15 protein-coding genes are annotated in these 17,410 nt (G+C 59.0%); 7 read left to right on the top strand and 8 right to left on the bottom strand.

Annotated elements, in window-relative coordinates:
- Positions 1-127: 127 nt before the first annotated feature.
- On the top strand, positions 128-1,030 hold the full coding sequence (locus tag CFE428DRAFT_RS27145) for a fructose bisphosphate aldolase (RefSeq protein WP_006982898.1): 903 nt from the start codon (positions 128-130) through the stop codon (positions 1,028-1,030).
- Positions 1,031-1,235: 205 nt separating this feature from the next.
- On the opposite strand, the gene CFE428DRAFT_RS37835 is transcribed toward CFE428DRAFT_RS27145, so the two are convergent.
- From CFE428DRAFT_RS37835 to CFE428DRAFT_RS27120, 5 genes are all read right to left on the bottom strand, one after another.
- Positions 1,236-1,709: a hypothetical protein gene (locus tag CFE428DRAFT_RS37835; protein WP_157447652.1), complete on the bottom strand. Its 474-nt coding sequence runs from the start codon at positions 1,707-1,709 to the stop codon at positions 1,236-1,238.
- 365 nt (positions 1,710-2,074) lie between these two features.
- Entirely contained in the window at positions 2,075-2,776 is a 702-nt protein-coding gene (locus tag CFE428DRAFT_RS27140; RefSeq protein ID WP_006982897.1) for a hypothetical protein, read from the bottom strand.
- Positions 2,777-3,088: 312 nt separating this feature from the next.
- Positions 3,089-3,955, bottom strand: coding sequence for a carboxylating nicotinate-nucleotide diphosphorylase (gene nadC / locus CFE428DRAFT_RS27135; protein WP_006982896.1), 867 nt, complete (start codon positions 3,953-3,955; stop codon positions 3,089-3,091).
- Between the two features lie 267 nt (positions 3,956-4,222).
- Positions 4,223-4,678, bottom strand: a complete 456-nt coding sequence (locus tag CFE428DRAFT_RS27125; protein ID WP_006982894.1) for a hypothetical protein — start codon at positions 4,676-4,678, stop codon at positions 4,223-4,225.
- A 110-nt stretch (positions 4,679-4,788) separates the two neighbouring features.
- The gene (locus tag CFE428DRAFT_RS27120) at positions 4,789-5,286 is read right to left on the bottom strand and encodes a hypothetical protein (RefSeq protein ID WP_006982893.1); all 498 of its coding nucleotides are present in this window, start codon (positions 5,284-5,286) and stop codon (positions 4,789-4,791) included.
- A gap of 706 nt (positions 5,287-5,992) precedes the next feature.
- Here CFE428DRAFT_RS27120 and CFE428DRAFT_RS27115 point away from each other — a divergent pair.
- The 3 genes from CFE428DRAFT_RS27115 (at position 5,993) to CFE428DRAFT_RS27100 (ending at position 8,287) form a co-directional block, all read left to right on the top strand.
- Positions 5,993-6,925 carry an SMP-30/gluconolactonase/LRE family protein gene (locus CFE428DRAFT_RS27115; protein ID WP_157447650.1) on the top strand — a complete coding sequence of 311 codons (933 nt, stop codon included), beginning with the start codon at positions 5,993-5,995 and terminating at the stop codon, positions 6,923-6,925.
- 652 nt (positions 6,926-7,577) lie between these two features.
- Complete coding sequence (locus CFE428DRAFT_RS27105) at positions 7,578-7,973, top strand: hypothetical protein (RefSeq protein ID WP_006982889.1); 396 nt, start codon at positions 7,578-7,580, stop codon at positions 7,971-7,973.
- 14 nt (positions 7,974-7,987) lie between these two features.
- Complete coding sequence (locus CFE428DRAFT_RS27100) at positions 7,988-8,287, top strand: hypothetical protein (protein WP_006982888.1); 300 nt, start codon at positions 7,988-7,990, stop codon at positions 8,285-8,287.
- Positions 8,288-8,298: 11 nt separating this feature from the next.
- On the opposite strand, the gene CFE428DRAFT_RS27095 is transcribed toward CFE428DRAFT_RS27100, so the two are convergent.
- The gene (locus CFE428DRAFT_RS27095; RefSeq protein ID WP_006982887.1) at positions 8,299-9,342 is read right to left on the bottom strand and encodes an AI-2E family transporter; all 1,044 of its coding nucleotides are present in this window, start codon (positions 9,340-9,342) and stop codon (positions 8,299-8,301) included.
- Positions 9,343-10,627: 1,285 nt separating this feature from the next.
- On the opposite strand from CFE428DRAFT_RS27095, the gene CFE428DRAFT_RS27090 reads away from it, so the two are divergent.
- The 3 genes from CFE428DRAFT_RS27090 (at position 10,628) to CFE428DRAFT_RS27075 (ending at position 12,898) form a co-directional block, all read left to right on the top strand.
- Positions 10,628-10,861 carry a hypothetical protein gene (locus CFE428DRAFT_RS27090; RefSeq protein ID WP_006982885.1) on the top strand — a complete coding sequence of 78 codons (234 nt, stop codon included), beginning with the start codon at positions 10,628-10,630 and terminating at the stop codon, positions 10,859-10,861.
- Between the two features lie 222 nt (positions 10,862-11,083).
- Positions 11,084-11,515, top strand: coding sequence for a hypothetical protein (locus CFE428DRAFT_RS27080; protein ID WP_131989872.1), 432 nt, complete (start codon positions 11,084-11,086; stop codon positions 11,513-11,515).
- A gap of 546 nt (positions 11,516-12,061) precedes the next feature.
- Positions 12,062-12,898 carry a hypothetical protein gene (locus CFE428DRAFT_RS27075; protein WP_006982883.1) on the top strand — a complete coding sequence of 279 codons (837 nt, stop codon included), beginning with the start codon at positions 12,062-12,064 and terminating at the stop codon, positions 12,896-12,898.
- 342 nt (positions 12,899-13,240) lie between these two features.
- Here the strand turns inward: CFE428DRAFT_RS27075 and CFE428DRAFT_RS27070 are convergent, their stop codons facing one another.
- Positions 13,241-15,811, bottom strand: coding sequence for a hypothetical protein (locus CFE428DRAFT_RS27070; RefSeq protein WP_006982882.1), 2,571 nt, complete (start codon positions 15,809-15,811; stop codon positions 13,241-13,243).
- Positions 15,812-15,858: 47 nt separating this feature from the next.
- Entirely contained in the window at positions 15,859-16,968 is a 1,110-nt protein-coding gene (locus CFE428DRAFT_RS34570) for a trypsin-like serine peptidase (RefSeq protein ID WP_157447649.1), read from the bottom strand.
- Between the last annotated feature and the right edge of the window lie 442 nt (positions 16,969-17,410).

Raw genomic sequence — 17,410 nt, 5'->3', positions numbered from 1 at the left:
GGAACTCAGTTCGAGTGTACTCTGAGCGCTCAGCCTTATCCTGACGAAAGCGCCGCGTCGCCGAAGCTGAAACACGACAACTCGACCAACCACTTGATCCGTCATTACCGGAGAACAAACAAAAACTATGAATGCACTCAGTTTGACCGAACTACAGCAGCGGAAAATCATGACCCAGTCCGGCTTCTTTGCCGCGCTGGATCAAAGCGGAGGGAGCACGCCCAAGGCGTTGCTGGCCTACGGCATCAAGGAAAATGCCTGGTCCGGGGACGAGGAGATGTTTGCGCTGGTGCACCAGATGCGCGCACGCATCGTCACCAGCCCCTGTTTCAACGGGGATCGGATTCTCGGGGCGATCTTGTTCGAGGGGACCATGGACCGGGACATCGAAGGCCAGCCAACAGCCGACTATTTGTGGGACCAGCAGCGGGTCGTGCCGTTTCTGAAAGTGGACCAGGGACTGGCCGGCGAGAGCGACGGTGTCCAACTGATGAAACCAATGCCGGGCCTGCCGGCGCTGCTCGACAAGGCCGGCAGGAAACGCATCTTCGGAACCAAGATGCGCTCTGTCGTGAATCAGGCCAACGCCGCCGGCATCAAAGCCTTGGTGCGCCAGCAGTTCGAGGTCGCGGCGCAAATTCTTGCGGCGGGGCTGATGCCCATCGTCGAGCCGGAAGTGAACATTCATTGCCCGGATAAAGGAAAAGCCGAAGCCCTGCTCAAGGCGGCCCTGATCGAAGAGCTCAATTCGTTGCCCGGCAGCCAGCTGGTCATGCTCAAACTGACGCTCCCGGAGCAGGATGGCTTTCATACCGAACTGGTCAAGCATCCGCGGGTTTTGAAAGTGCTGGCGCTTTCGGGAGGTTATTCGCGGGAAGAAGGCAACCGGCGCCTTCACCAGAATCCTGGCGTGATAGCGAGTTTTTCCCGGGCGCTCATCGAAGGGTTATCGGCCCAGCAATCCGACGCGGAATTCGACACGCAGCTCGATTCCGCGATTCAAAGCATCTACGAGGCGTCCATCACTTAAACCGTTTGCCACCGCCCTCAAATCAACCACACGAAGGAGGGCATAAAATAGGTAAAATAGGGGTGGGGAAATAGGGGGCAGGCGACAGTTTCTGACTGACAAGGAGGTAGTCGAGAGGGTACGTGGCCCGCATTCTGTCAAGAAATGTAGCCCTGCCCCCTTTTTCCCTTTTTCTCCCATCTCTCCGGGCAACGAATGATTCTGTTTAGATATTGGGCCAACTTGTAGAGGTTTCCGAAACGCGCTTGCGAATCGATCCCGGCGATGACATCACGTGCCGCTCCAACCCCCGGATTTGCTGATCCCCTGCAGGACTTATCTTACCTTTGTAATGAAGATGGAAATGACCGGGACTAGCAACATCCTCACTGTATTGTGGTGGCGGCCAAGCTTCCTCATCGGACTCAAACGGAACGCAACCTAAATAAACCCAATCAAAGTCAGGCTTTTGCTTAGGCATGCAGTAAAACCCAACATGAAACGCTATCGGCGTCCCAAGCAGCTTGTCTGGTGGTACCAAGAAAGTGCTCAAGCATTGAAATATTCCTAATGTCGCAGCGCGGAATACCCGCCCGAATGCCCATTTTCCATTTACCAGTGGAATAGCCACCGCATCACCTGGCTTTAGCGATAATACATGCGGCACCGGCAGTCCAACTTGTAATTTGCTTATCGGCATGGCAGCCCAAATTCGGCCTCCGCAACCCTGAGGTAAATACTTTTCTTTAAATTGTTCGGCCCGATCGGATTGTCTTGCACCGTAGCGAGCCCTTGTCATTGTAAGTCTTACTCGAACGCCCCTTTTTGCGAAGCTCCAGCTTCGTCGGCTGCCGTTCCAGGATGCCGGAGCATCCAAGACAGGAACATTCCCAAGCTGGAGCTTGGGAACGAGGAATAAAGCATCATAAATTGCATAGCCTCACGCGATGCAATCTATGCTGGGCTCGCCGGTCGACTTGCACCGTCAACCAAATCCGCGGGGAGCCACGGATACCGCTTCCAGGGAACGGGAGCAAAAAAGAGCGTAGATTGCCCGTTACCATCTTAACCGCGGCGCTTCCAAGCAAACAACGCGATGCCAACGACAATGAAGCCTGCTATGGCCCATGGCCAAGCTCCCCTCTCGCGCTGAGCGGCGCCAGCCGGTAACTCGCGCCTCGCGGCGTTGGTCGGCGTCGATCGAGGCGCGATCGTCGGCGCAACGCTCGCCGCGGGAGTGGGAAGCGCACTATTTACCTGCCTTGCAGCCGAGCTTTCACTCCGCGGCGGCGGCGTGATCTTATCTTCGCGGACAAGTTGCATGACCTTCGCCTGATAATCGGTGATCGGTGGCTCCGGGAACGGGTGCGTAGGGGTGGGCACTCCGCCGCCCATCGGCTTTACATCGGCCAGCGAGAAGTTTTTCAGGCCAGCTTCCAGTTCCAGCGGGCCAAGGGTGCCGCCGGCATATTCGCCCGCGCGATAACGCCAGACAGCGCCGCGGCTGCCGTCCGCTCCGGGCTTGACGCTGATGGCCAAAAGCTGCTTGGGGGCCGCCCCCGGCGCCTCCACCCAAGGCTTCGCCGGCAAAAAGGCGTAACGATCCGGGAACGGCCCAAGGGGGTCCGCCTCCGGCCGCAATACCCGGGGCCAATCGGCGTAGTCACGCAACGGTGCCAAATCCCGCGGCAACTCTCCGCCCGAGTGCGCGGCAAACTGCTCCAGCGCGCCGGCCAGGGCCATGAGTTTCTGCTGTTCCGAAGTCATGACCGATGTTCCCCAAGCGGGGCTCAGCAAAAGCAAAAGCCAGAAAGTTAGGAGCCAACTTCTCATATTAATGCCATCGATCAGCTTGACGGAATCGCAAGACTGTTTTCGCTGTAAAGGTGTCGTAGATCGTGCCCCCAGTTTTTTGCATTATGATCCCCTCGTTCCCAAGCTTCATGCTTGGGAACGCCCCTTTCTGCGAAGCTCCAGCTTCGGCCGCCATTCCAGGATGCGGGAGCATCCAGGACAGGGGCATTCCCAAGCTGGAGCTTGGGAACGAGGAATACCCTACCAGGTTTCCCGGGTCGAAACTCAGCTTTCCCGGACCAGTTCGAAATCCAGGCCGATATCCGCTGCCGGAGCGCTTTGCATTAGTCGGCCGACCGAGATGAAATCCACACCGCTGGCGGCAATCGGGCCGATCGTGTCGAGCCGCACTCCGCCGGAGGCTTCGGTGGCCGCTCGTCCAGCCACCAGCGCGACCGCCTGGGTCAGTAAAGGCAGCGTCATATTGTCGAGCAGGATATGGGTTGCGCCAGCGACAATCGCCGGTTCGATCTGATCGAGCCGATCGACTTCGCAAATGATCCGCTGCACGCCGGCCGCTTTCGCCCGCGCCACTGCCGGCCCAACGCCGCCCGCGACCGCGACGTGATTGTCTTTGATCATGGCGGCGTCCCACAGACCCATGCGGTAGTTCGTCGCACCTCCCATGCGCGTGGCGTATTTTTCCAGGACGCGCAGGCCGGGGATGGTCTTTCGGGTATCGAGCAAGGTGGCGCGCCCCGCCATCGCATCGACGTACTGGCGCGTCATCGTCGCAATGCCCGAGAGATGTTGGACGGTGTTCAGGGCGCTGCGCTCGGCCGTGAGCAGAGCGCGGGCCTTACCGGCAAGGCGCATGAGCGCGGTGCCGGGAGTGACGGGATCGCCATCCCGGCACAGCAATTCAATCCTGCAGTTGGGATCCAGATGGCGGAAAAACTCTGCGGCAATCGGTAACCCGGCAACGATCATCGCCTCGCGGCTTTCCATTACGCCAACGAAACAGGCATCGGGAGGAATGACGCTCTCGCTCGTGACGTCGTGTCCGCCACCGGGTAACCCCGTGCCGAGGTCCTCCGCCAGCGTCGAGGCAACAAAGGCGGGAAGGTCAAAGCCGGGAAGCGTGGGCAGCATGAGCGGCCAATAAAGGGAATATCCAGATGAGGCAAGTCTGGAAGGCCGTCGCGAACTGGCACGATGTGCGGCGGAGCGACTTTACTCTCGTCCCCAAGCTCCAGCTTGGGAACGCACCTGTCTGCGAAGCTCCAGCTTCGTCGGCCGTCGTTCCAGGATGCGGGAGCATCCGGGACAGGGACATTCCCAAGCTGGAGCTTGGGAACGAGGAAAACGACCCCAAGCTCAGCGCCAGCCGGAGCCGTTCGCTGCAGCGCATGTTAGGCGTCATTTTGTGAGCTCCTTTTGCGGTTGGCGTTCTTGAAGTTTCTGCATCAGATTTTCAAGAGCTCTCAGCCGGCAAACATCGTCCTCCGAAAGGCGGCATTTCGCTCTGATCTTCCGGGCAGATTCTGACGCCATATCGAGCAGCTCTTTCTCGAGCTTGTCGCCGGTCTTCAGGGGCGAAATGGGAGCCGTCTGACGCAGAAGCGTAGGAGCATGGCGTTCGTTGGCGGTGGTTCCAGGAGTGGAACTCGGATCAGATTGACGAGGGTTGCGGGGCGCGCCGACAAAGTCTTTCGGCTGCCATGAGATCGCGAAACCGGCGAAGCGCACCAAATAATACACCAGCAAAACGACGACCAAGCTGCAGATGGCCGCAGCCGCCAACATGAAGAGAAGGTGCGTCGCAACGACGAACGGGGCAACGTGCTCCAGAACCTGGGAGAAAAAATCAAACATGCTTCGTTTGTCGGCGGATGCCGAAGGATACGCCTAACGTGTGCAAGCTCAGCGACCGGCCGTCAACGCGTCGAACGCAGAAGGAAGTTCCCGGCCCGTGCGCTGCAGCGTTAGGCGCTTTCGGTCGCATAGTCCAAAACCTCCTGGAGGAAATCGGTGATGCTGTCCCAATGACCTTCTGAAGTGTTGACGATGTTCTCGCGGGTGACAGGCAGTGTCGGAAGGAATGCGGTGGCTTCGGCGTTCCAACCGGGGTGGATTCCGTCCGTCTCATACTTCTCGTGTGACAGGTAAAAGACTTTGCCTGTGGTGATATCGACGGAGAATGCGTCGCCAGACGAATCGGTGGAGATGGTAATGAAACCGTGCGGTGCGCAGAAATAGCTCGGGATGAAGTCGGTGTTGTCGGAGGTAATGTCCGCCGCCGAGAATATGCGGTAGAGGTCGAGGTCGAGCTTGGCGCTTGGAATACAAGTGCTGAAGAACTCGCTGGCACATGGCGCGAACTCAAAGGAAGCACCCGCAAAAAGAGGAGTCGGATCGAACGCACCGAATGAAACGGGACCAATACCTGCGCGGCGACCAAGCTGGATAAGAATGTCTTTCATTTCGGTGAGCGCGAGGAAGCGCCTAACATCTTATTGGACCGACCGGGAGGAGGGAAAATTATCGGCATGTCGTCTCGGGTCTACCGCCCGCAGCGCGACAGCCGACACCAATATCTCTCTGACCGCAAGACCAAAGCGGGCAAGTGGAGGCTGGTTGGCCGCGGGCGGCAGGCGGAGTATGCCAGCGTCGCTTCGATTGGATGTCATACGCCGACTGTACTCTCGTTCCCAAGCTCCAGCTTGGGAACGCACCTGTCTGCGAAGCTCCAGCTTCGTCGGCCGCCGTTCCAGTATGCGGGAGCATCCGGGACAGGGACATTCCCAAGCTGGAGCTTGGGAGCGAGGAAGGGGTTCCTCGTTCTCTCGTGCCCAAAGAGTTTTGGCACGAGAGAAACAAGATGGACGCCTCCGGCGTGTTGGTATTTGCCATGGCGCTCGGAGATCGCCATCCACCGCCACTTTGCAGCCGCTCTTTCTGGAGGTGCAGCCTATCGGCGAAACTGCCGCGCTTTATTTTAACTCAGCGAGATACGCCCGGTAGCCGCTCCGGAGTTGGAGATAAACTAACAATCTGCCTAACTGCCGTTGTGCAGACATTAGTCTGCGTAAATTCCCGGAAAATTGTTTTCCTTATTACCGCAAGGTTAGGCACACTCGCCGCGCCATTTTTGGAAATGGCAATCGTTTGGTTCCCACGTGAATGACTATGGATGCGAAACTGTTCTCTCTCACTTTTCTCGCCGGCGCGGCTGCGCTGGTGCTGCTAACTCCCGTCGCCCGCGCACAAACCCAGACTCTCTTTGTCGCCGACGGGCATGATACGATCTGGGAAATCCAGGGCGGGACGATCACTTCTTTTTCCACGGGCATCGGCGGGCCGCAATCGATCGCCTTTGCGAGCAATGGTCATCTTTTCTCGGCGGATATCGGCAGTGGGAGCATCCTGGATATTGCTCCGGATGGAAGCCGGGTCGCTTTCACCAGCGGTCTCCATCAGCCGAGTTCCCTGACTTTTGACTCGCAGGGCAATCTTTATATCGGGAGCCAGCAGGATAGCACGATCGTGGAATACCCGAAGATCGGCGGAGTCTTGAGCACGACGCCGGTGGTCATCGATCCGAACATTCTCTTTCCCTTTGCGATCGCCGTGGATAGCCAGGGGAACATTTACAGCAACGATGCCAACACGGGCAGTATCGACAAGATCGACGCGGTCACGCACAACGTCACCACCTTCGCGAGCGGCACGGATGTGACGAATGGCATGACCTTCGACAGCAAAGGCAACCTGTGGGGCGCCGAGCTCAGGGAGGATCGCGTGGTGAAAGTCACCCCGACGGGTCAGGAGACATTTTTCGGTCTCACTGGCCTGCAATCACCGACCGGGCTGGCCTTCGACTCCCTGGGCGACCTTTATGTCACCAATCGAGGGGGGGCCGATGGCGGCTTCGTCCTCGAATATACGAACAACGGCGGCACGCTGAGCAACACCCCGATCGACGTCCCCTCCTTCTTCCCGGGAAGTCTCAATGACGTCGTGGTCCAACCGTTGGGCGTGCCGGAGCCTTCCTCGCTGGGCCTGGCGGTGATGGGGATTTTTGCCGGGCCACTTTTCCTTCGGCGGCGAAAGCGCGGCTAGGGGTGGGTTCACGAATTGAGCTGAGCGACGCGTCACGCTTGCGTTTTGGAGTGCGGTGCTGCTGCGCCGCTTTTTGATAGGTGCAAATGGGTCCAGACATCCCGCCCTCTCTCCGCGACTCTTCCACCGTGCGTAACGCCATGCCCGCATCGCTCCGCGATTTCCAAAAGCGGCGCAGCAGCGCCGAGGCGGCGGAGGGGAATAGTGGCAGGTCGGTGGACGGGCGAGCCGCACTCCAAAACGCAAGCGTCCATGGCCCCCCGATTCGAATTCTGTCGTGCCCAAACTCCATTTGGGCCGCGGGCGGGAAGGGAAGCGGGAGCTTCGGGGACACGGGCGTGTCCAAGCTGGAGCTTGGGCACGAGGGGCTTGAGTTTGGGCACGCGGGTGGGAACGAGAGCAAGCATGGTGGCGTGGCGATGGAGGCCGGGATTTCCGGTCGCGTCTGGACGTTGGACGAGATAATCGCTCTACTGGATGGATGTCGCCTGAGAGATTGTGAAAAAAGTGCCCGCGAATAACACGAATGACACAAATGGGCGTATTCTTCATTCGCGTCATCTGTGTGATTCGCGGGCCAAATAATCTCGCTGCCGCTTTATTTCACAGTCTCTGAGCCGGGCGTCGTCAGGCTTCTCCCCCTAAAACTAATATGAATACCATTCAAAGAGTTACGGCCTTTCTCGTCGTATTACTGGCCGGTATACACCTCAGTCTCGCTGGGGCCGCAACACCCGAGGAGCAGATCACGACATTTCTATTCGGCAGCGCCGAAAAAAAGCCGGAGCTGATCTACAACGTCGTAGAAGATGCGTATAATACCCGCATCACGTTCACCCGAGACAAGAAGTTCAACGGGACTGATGGAATGCACGGGATTTGGAGTTTCGAGGGAGGAAAGCTCATTTTGACCGCCCTGGATACGAAAGATGGCTTCACGATCAAATTCGATCCCTCGACGTTGAACAACGAACAACTCAAAGGCATCGTCACGACCAAAGGCCGGTGGCATGGTCGTCACATCATTCTGAAGGCCTCGCCGAAATAGCAGCCAGCGAAAAAATGACCGCTAAAAAATCGTTCGCCACGCTCTTCCTGCTGCGCCCTATCGAATGGGTGCCAATCGTGGCCGCCGTGCTGATCAACGTGAGCACCGGCCTGTATGTGATGTACGAGATGGAGGCGAGAATAGGGTCAGCGGCGACTACGCCGCGAAGTTACTTTCAGGACGGGACGAAAGTCCCGCCCGATTTGTCTTCCCGCATCTTTGACGTAGGCAGATTCGTCACTGGCGGTTTGCTCGTCCTGGGCGGTGGATGCTGGCTGTGGAGGGCCAACCAGTGGTTCCGGCAAAGGGACTGAAAGGTTCCGCCTCAGGCGTCCTCTCCCGCGGACGATTCATTTTCCATCTTCTCGTGCTTCGCCACGGTGTCGCTCTGTAACCACGGCTCCAGCCAGATCTTCTCCACCACCGGATACGACGCCACCACGGGGAGGATCGCCACCGCGCCGACTGGCCCGCCCAAAAGCCATCCGGCCAGGCACGAGAGCAGCACGGTCAACGTGGAGAGTTTCAGTTGCTCGCCGTACACCTTGGGGACGATGAAGTAGGCTTCCATGAGGTGATACGCGCCGTAGAGCGCCGCCACCGCTCCCGCGACGACGGGTGAAACGGTAAAGGCCATCCCCACCGCGGGAATGATGAAAAGGAAAAAGCCGAGGATGGGCAGGATATCGAAGATCGCCGCGACCAACGCGAGGAGGATCGCGTTCGGGACATGGAGGCAGGAAAGGACGACGAACGCATAAGTCCCCGCCAGGGTGGAGCAGATGAACTGCCCGACGATGAACCGGGAGACGACCTGGGCGATTTTCGGCGAAGCCTCGCGAAATTTGCTCCGTTGCGCGCGCGGCAGGAAAGCCAGCAGCCATTGGAAAATGCGACTGCCATCGACCAGGAGATACACCGCGATGACCAGCATGACCAGAAACTGCGAGACGACCTCGAGCGCCACCGCCGCTCCGGTGACGAACTTGCCTATGACCGCGTCCGGATCGGAGAACGACGCGGACTGCAGTAACTTGTTGGCGATTTCCGGCAGTGGTCCGCTGCCCGGCAGCTGCGTGACGACTTGCTTCTGCACATCGGGCAAATGCGCGACCAGCTTGCCGGCTTGCCCGGCCAGCCCGGGAATCAGCAGGCCCAGCAGGGCGACAAAGGCGAGCACGATGAGCAGCGCGACGCCGATGCCCGCCCAACGTGGCCAGCCCCAGCGGCCCACCCACCCGACTACTTGATTGAGCGCCAGCGCCAGGAGCGTGGAGAGAAAGAGGACCAGCAAAAGCTTGCCCAGCAGGAACAGCAGGCCGATGACGGCGATGGCCAGGATCACCCGGCCCAGCGAGATCCAGGACACGGATATTTCCCGGGGCCGCGGACCCGGTCGATGGGGTGCGGTGGGGGTGGCCAAAAGGGGTTTCCTCGATTGTCGGGCAATTGTCATGCAGGGTTTTTGCTTACCCGTATTTCGCATTCGGATCGGTCGATGGCTGGACAAGCGCCCCGGAACAGCTCGCCGGCGGAGCCGCAACTGAAGGCCTATCCATTTAAACGCAGAGGACCGAGGCGGAGGTGGGGAATAGCGGCGGCCGGGAATGGGCGAGCCGCCGAGAACGCAGAGGGCCGCAGAGGGCGATGTTTAGATGTCGAAGAGGCTGGCGCCACTGGGAGCGGCGACTTCCCAGTCGCCGACCGAAAAACCGACGCGCGGAGCGCCATCTCTGGCGGGTCGCTCCGCGACGCAGGGTGAAATTTTTGGCTCTTCGCTGTTTGGAGTGGGTGCCGAAGGCTTGGCGTTTGCTCGCGGTGAAATTATGGCGGTGAGCGAAGCGCCCCACCCACCTCTGTCATCCTGAGCGAAGCGGGGAAGCATGGGCGAAGTCGAAGGACCTCCAACTTCCGTGGGTTTTCGTGCGGAGCCGTGACGATTCTCCCGGCAGAAAACGTGTTCTGCAAACATACGGATGAAGAAGGATATTGGAGGTCCTTCGACTGCGTGTCCCGCCCGCCTTCGCCCCCCCGGGACACTTCGCTCAGGATGACACGTTTTTTCCGGGCGCTTCGCGCTCACTGCGATGATTTCACCGTGAGCATAGGCAGTTCGTAAGCCACCCACTCGAAACAGCGAAGAGGCAAATTTTTAAACGCAGAGGCCGCAGAGGCGCAGAGAAGAAGTGTCGAGGGGCTGGTGGAGTAAAACCGCGAATGGACGCCAATGAACGCGAATAAAGGGGGACAAACGCGATTTTCTATTCGCGTTTATTCGTGTCCATTCGCGGTTAAAAAACCGACGCAGACCGCGGACATTGTTAGGGTTGGCACCGCGGCGGAGTTGTCCCCACGCCACCGCGGATTTCCCGCGCCGCCTCGAAGCTCAACTAGCAAAAATTCGCACTGCCTACGACCACTTGCCCACGGCCAGCGAAATATGGGGACGTTGTCATGGATATCTCGCTCCTGAAACGCCTGGCGGCGGCTATCGCGGTGGGTTGCACCATCGCCGCGACGCTCGCCGTCCTCCAGTCGCTTGGACTTCTCGTCCCGCATGCAGCGCATTTTTAAACATCCCCGCCCCTGACCCGGCTGCTCGATCAGGGCGCGCCCCGATTTTGCCCCCGCACCTTCAACCCGAAGTTTTCTCCATGCCCCGCGAATTTCTCATCTATAGCCAGTTCGATGGCCGGTGTTACGCGCGAGAGAGGGAAGGGGAACCCGTCCACGGATTTTCCGACATCCTGGCCGCGCTCGAGTATGTGCGTCGCGAATGTGGCGATGCGCCGGTCAGCATCACTGCCCTCGACTGCACGGGCCGGGTGGCCTTTACCACCGACGGTCAGCGCCCGTCAGTAGCCAGCCGCTATCGGAGCGCGTCCTGAGTTCGGAAAAGCGACTCTTCTCTCGTGCCCAAATGGAGTTTGAGCACGAGGATATGTTTCTTAATCCTAATCTTCATCTTAATCTTAATCCTCAACCTGTTCGGGCAGATTAAGATTACGATTAAGATTAAGATTAAGGATTGCAAGAGAGGCGCCGCGCGCACCGCTCGGCTGGTCAACGCGGGCTTGACGGCGCAACGGTGAAGTTTCTGAATGGCGCGCATGAGGTTCGAACGTTACGACAAACTCTTTGAGGAAGCGGGGCGCGACCGGGAAAAGTTTGAACAGCTTTTGCAACGTTGCCAAAAGCAACGCCGTCTGGGGATAGCGGCTTTAAAGGCCGTCGTCGTGATCTGTCTCCTGCTGGCCGCCGGCGTTCTCTACCAGGCTTGGCAGATGCTTTATCCGTTCTGGCATGCAGTGCGGGCCGGTCAGCTGCCGCCCAGTCCCGTGCTGCCAGCGTGGTTGAAAGCCATTGTAACTCCTGGCATGGGCGTAGTCTGGGTCATTGCCGGGATGAGTATTTACTGTTGGGTTTTCCAGCTGATTACCGCCGCACACTTCGCGAATGAACGAGTCAAGACGCTGCTCCTCATTCGCGGCCTCCGCGACGCGATGGCGCCCCAGGCGGAGCCGCCGGTGCGTGGGCAGTGAGGGCGGGATCCTCGGCGTGGCGGGGCGGGGGCGTTGTAGTTGCGGCTGGGGAGAGAAGTCCGGCGGCCCCGCCATGGCGGGAGCGCCGCTACAGTGCTGGTTGTTCTCTCGTGCCAAATAGAGTTTGGGCACGAGGGCAAGGGCAAAGTGGTTAGCTCTTAATCTTAATCTTAATCTGTCTGCGCTCGGGTGACGGGAGGGATTAAGATTAGGATTACGATTAAGATTAAGAATGGCCGTCGCTCCCGACGCTTGCGTAAACCTACCTATCTCCTTCGAGGGATGTTACTCATCGCATTCACGGGAATCCACCGCTTGTCAATCTCCTCCGCATTCCCTACGATCCGGCAGCGTCCGAGGAACCTCAAAGCCCATGCCGGGGCCACTGCAAGTCGACTGAAGCAAGAATCAAGACGCCGGACCCATTCCGCACGCCTGGAAAAAATCAGCCCCCGATCACCGGCCACCGGTTCCGCGACCGCGCTGGGGAGTGTCTTACACTCTCCATTAGGTAACCCATAAACCACATAACAGAAAGGTAATGCCATGTCCGTTATTCAGGTAGGATTAGTCGATACCAAGGGTGATTTGGACCCGGAGTTCGTAAGTTCCGTCGCGCAAGCGCTGAACATTCAAGTGACGCGGGATCTGCCGCAGTTCTGGAACGTGACCGCGACCGTCATGTATCTGCCGAATGCCAAGAAGATACCGCCCGGAGTCTGGCCCGTGCGCCTCGTGCCCAAGCTGCCGCCGGGAGAAGGCGGCGTCCACATGGACAAACATAATCAACCGTATTCGCTGGTCATCGCCACGCCCGGGGACACGACGTGGTCAATTGACGCCAGCCATGAAACTATCGAGATGCTCGTCGACCCCTATGGGAACCGGTTGCAAAGTTCCCGGGCCATCGCCATTTCCGGCAACGGGGTGAAGGATGTGCCCGGCGAATTCAACTATCTGGTCGAGGCGTGCGATCCCTGCGAAGACAACGCCTTCGCCTATTCGATCAGCGGCATCGCCGTCTCGGATTTCATCACCCCCCATTATTACGATCCGGTCGTCACGCCCGGCACGCGCTATAGCTTTACCGGGGCGATCAAGGGCCCGCGGCAGATGCTCAAGGGGGGATATATCTCCTATGTCGACCTGTCGACCGACGAGTGGAAGCAGATCCTCTGGGTCAATCCCGGTCCTCCGGTTTACAACGACCTGGGGCCGGCCCAGCCGGGCCAGAGCCTGCGGGTCTGGGTGGATTCCAAAGTCAGCGCGATCAAAAAGAAAGCGAAGCGCAAACCGAACAAAGCGCTCATGGCCAGTTGCCAGAAGCATCGTGCCAAGCTGGAAGTCATCGCGCGCCAGCGGGCCACTCACTTCGTGGCCTGATCGCCGGCGAGATCATCACGCCGGAGGCGGCGGTGCCGAGCGCCCCGCGCGCCCGCCCCCCGCCTCCGGCAGAAGGCGCTCTTAATCTTAATCCTAATCTTAATCTTAATCCTCAACCCGTTCGGTCAGATTAAGATTAAGATTAAGGATTGGAAGTGTTGGGTGTTTGCGACCTGGAGCGAGACAGGCCCCCACTGGGAGCGGCGACTTCCCAGTCGCTGACCCAATCCAACGCGCGCAGCGCCATCCTTCCCTCTCTCGTACCCAAGCTCCATTTGGACACGAGGGCACGAGGGCAAAAAACGGATCAGCCCCGAAGTGGGCGGAAACAAAACGCTCCGCTCACGGGCTGGCCGGCTTCGGAGTCGCCTTGGCCTTGCCGGCGGCGTTCTGGATCGCCTGGGTCAAGGCCTGCTGATCGTTGACCAACTGGGTCTGCGATTTCACCGCGGTATCGTTGCCCTGGATGGAGGTATTCTTCGAATCCCACAAAGCCTTGGGCAGGCCGGCGAGTTTTTCCGAGAGGGTGAGGGGAATGGTGGTGAAGCCTTCCACTTCGCTGGGCTTGTTGTGACTGAAGCCGAGGAGCATTCCATTCTCGATGGTCAGTGTCGTCGTGCGAGTGACAAAGGCGCTCCGGGGGATATTGAACGAGAAAGGTTTCGCGGGATCGGGAACGGTGCAGCTAATCCGGCCCAGGCCGGCCACTTCCCCCTGAAGATTCCCGAAGTAAGATTGGTCCCGGAGCGAGTTGATTTGCGCGGTGTAAGTCGAGATGACGGTATCGACATCCGAGCCAAAATGGGAGAGGGACTGCTGAGCGATCTGCAACTGCAATTGATCTTTCGACAATATTTCCAACCAATTTTGGATCCGCTCCACAAGGGGTGTCGCTATCGCAGGAATGGCGGCAATGTCGGCGCCAATCTTTAGCTGGTCGCTCGCCGCTTGGGTCAATTGCGTCCTGGCCGCGTCGAGATTCGGTTTTATTTTGTCGAAATCCTTTTTACCCTCCGTCAGGTTGAGGATCGTCCTGACGGACTGGACGGCGGCGGCGGCGGCATTGGCGGCGTGCGCCAGGTCGAGAGTGGTCATAATCCGCGTGGTGGTAGCATCCTTGGCGTTCTGGATGGCGGTCGCATTCTGCGGCGTCTTTGTCGCCAGGTCTCTGTTCGTCTTCTCCTGCTGCACCGCCGCATCCAGTGTTTCCCTGGTGCGCTGCCCAGCGGCCACGGCCGCGGTTGCCGCATCGCTCGCTTGCTGCAAAGCTTTCGCAAATTCGTCGGTGTCCACAGGCTGCTGGACGCTGAAACCTTGCGCATGGCCCAGAGCAATCCCCGCGATGGTCCTTTGGGCCTCGGCCTCACTCAGGAATAAAGCGCTGGCACTGGGCGATTTCGGGATGCTGGCATCCCAAAGGCCCTTCATTTGCCCCTGAGCGTCTTTGATTTGGACGAGCAAATTCGTCGCCCTGGTACTGAGAGAGCTGGCGGTATCCTTATACCCGGTCAGCTTCGCGGTGGTAGTTGCCAGCGAAGACTTGGGTAGATCTTTCACGTAATCCCGGAGGAACCCGATATAACATGGGTTCGGCTTCACGACCAATTCCACCTGGGTCGGTTGCCGAAACCAGAGGCCATTGTGACGCGGCCGCGCATCGGTCGAATGCGTCCCGATGACAGCATCTTTCACCAGGTGAATTTCAATCTTCAGAGGGGAATAAATATTGGTTCCGCCAAGGCCTGCTGCGTCACTATCGAGCTTCCCGGCGTCGCTATCCGCAAACAGGGCCTGCACCCTCTTGCGATCATCCTTGTTGAAGGGGTCAAACGTTTCGTCGATGTTCAGCCGTTTTAAATAAAATTCGGGCAGTGTCGAGTTCGCCAGTGGATTGTTAGTCTCAAACTTTTCTTTCAAGTCATTGTAGTCGTTCTCGAATTCCACTACCTGATCTTGAAGTTTTTCGCAGTAATACTCCTGTTGCGCCTGCTTTGGATCTTCGACGAGTTGAAAAGTTCCAGAAGGGAGGCCTTTCGCGAATGTGGGAGCCGCAAGGGCAGGTCCAAGGCCCGACAGTCCTCCGGCCGCGAAAAATTCCCCGACATTGACCGCGGTCTGTTCCAGGTTGGCCAGGATTTGCGGGGTGCGATCCTCCACGGTGGCGTTCAATCCGCTCAACAGCCCGTCCTTCGTCACGCTGATGCTGGTCTTGTCGTTGAAGAGCCAGTTGGGATGATAGTGGGCGTAGAGGACCCCAGCACGTTTGTCCGGCACGAGCACGACGGTGGCGTTGATCGAGTAAGTCACATGATTCTCGAGCTTCGACGCGGTCGGTGTGGACGCGGCTTTCGGGTAATTGAGTGTGAAGCCTAACTTGGCAGACTCACCCTGGGCGCTGGCCCCGCCGCCGCCGTTACCGCCACCCGCACCCCCGCTTCCACTGGGAGTAATATCCAACTGCGCCGTGCCGTCGGTCGGGAGTTGAATGGCGGGGGTGTTCGCGGTCGATGCGGCTGGGGCTGGCGCAGTTGCTGCAGGGGCGGCCGATCCCGTGCTCGACTTGGCCGAGGAACTATCGACCGGGGTGATGACCAGGTGGATCAAACCCTTGGGCAAAAAGTAAGGTTGACCGTCCTCCGTCCGGGTCCGATCCACCCCCGCATCCTTCTTCTGGACCACCTGCTCTAATTTGGGTTCCGGGGTGCATTTGAATTTTGGTTTGGGTTTTGGGGTGCCGGCCGCTCCGGCTGGCCCGGAGGGTCCCTGTGAACCGTCCGTCGTTTCACTGGATGAGGGCTCCGGGTAGCCGGCGTGGGGGCTGTCGGTCAGCCAGACGGAACAGCCGGCCAGCATCGCTGAACCGCAAAGCAGGAGCACCGAGGGCTGGAAACGACGGAAATTCAGATAGCGCATGAGAATGGAATGGAGAGGAGATGCGTGTTGGATAGGGATCGATGGACTTACGGCTTCGGAGCGACAGAGATGCTGCAAATGGTTTCCCCCGCGTGATCATTGTTGATGATGACCGACCGGCTGCACCGGTCGACCGGGATCCAACGGAAGTCACTATTCCCGCTGACCAGGATGCCTTCGACCTCGTGCGTCTGGCTATTCAGCACCGGGCTGCCGGAGTTACCGCCAAAGGCGTCGACCGCGGCTATGAAATGATGCGAGGCGTCGATGGCGCCTCTGACCACTCCCTGCGGCGATATCTTTAGCGGCAAGGCGTCGGGATATCCCAATGCATAGACGATCGTCCCCACGTCCGGTTTCCCACTCCCAAATTTCAGCGCCGGGCGGGTGGTCGGGCGATCGAGTTCCAGGACCGCCCAGTCGTCGCTGTTGTTACTATTCGCCACCTTGATGTGAAACACGTCTTCCTTTTGAAATGAGATGGTGAACGGAATGGAACTCGAGGTCAGCGCATAGCCAAAAACGAGTCGCAGAGATTTCGCGGTGGTATCATCGGGGACGCAGTGCCTGGCGGTCATCGCCTTCTGGCCGCTGACGAGAAACGCAGTGCCGATGCCGCCGACTCCGAACTGGGTCAAACACGGCTGTTTGGTGAAGAGTTCCGAATCGCAGAGACCTTTGATCAGTCCATAATTCTCCGGCATGACATAAAAGTTTCCGTTGGGAAGCTCTCGCAGCATGCTTTCATGCAGGATGAAGCCCACCGACTTGGCCTGCTCGATGTAGAAACCCTCGATGGGCGCGGGGTCGTGCGCTTCCGCGACGGCATGCGCGCGGCGATCCTCCGCGGTGTAGATATCGATGCGATGATCGCCGGTGCCATAAATCGTCTTTCGGATGTTCTCGCTGCGGTTGAATATCTCCGTTCCGAGCTCGGCGTTGGAAAGTTCCTCCACCTCGGGATAGACGCTGGCGGGACCACGCCCGGAGGGCAGGTCTTCGTAGACGGATAGAGTTTGCGCGGCGGCCGCAGCTTTCTTGCCCGCCTTCGTGGTAAAGAGGCTGAGGTTTTTCGCTCGCGGCAGCTTGAGCCAGCTGAGCTGCTCCGCGGGAGCCGCCAGCACGTCCTTGGCCCGCTTTTGGTATTCCGCGTACAAGAACTTGCGTCGAGATTTGGGCCAGTTTCCCGGATGGCGGTGGCGCATCGAAACTGCGCGCCTTCGGGACGTCGATGACCGGCGCTTCTTGCGCGACGACGTGATATAACAACGCGGTCCCCAGCGCGACGGCGCCGGAAATCCAACCAACTCGAGTACGATAGGGAGTGCTCATAAAAGAAAGCGGATCTTGCGCCCATCGGCGGCCGGCACATCACCAAGCCCCGGGAGCGGGACAGGTGCAGCTTTGTGGCCCCCCAGTGGCGCCACAAGGGAACTCTCGCGTCGATTCTCCGTCGTCCGCGTCTTCCCGCTGCCGGCCTGATGAGGCTGGGGACTGCGGCTCGTTCGCGTGTGCGCGCGGATCGGGAATGAAAGATATGAAAACACGTGGGGGACGCAGCCATCACCGTGGCGCGCAGAACCATGTGCCGGTCTCCCA

The organism is Chthoniobacter flavus Ellin428, from assembly GCF_000173075.1.
In the GTDB taxonomy this organism is placed as follows: Bacteria; Verrucomicrobiota; Verrucomicrobiia; order Chthoniobacterales; family Chthoniobacteraceae; genus Chthoniobacter; species Chthoniobacter flavus.
This window is presented reverse-complemented; position numbering and strand designations above follow the sequence as displayed.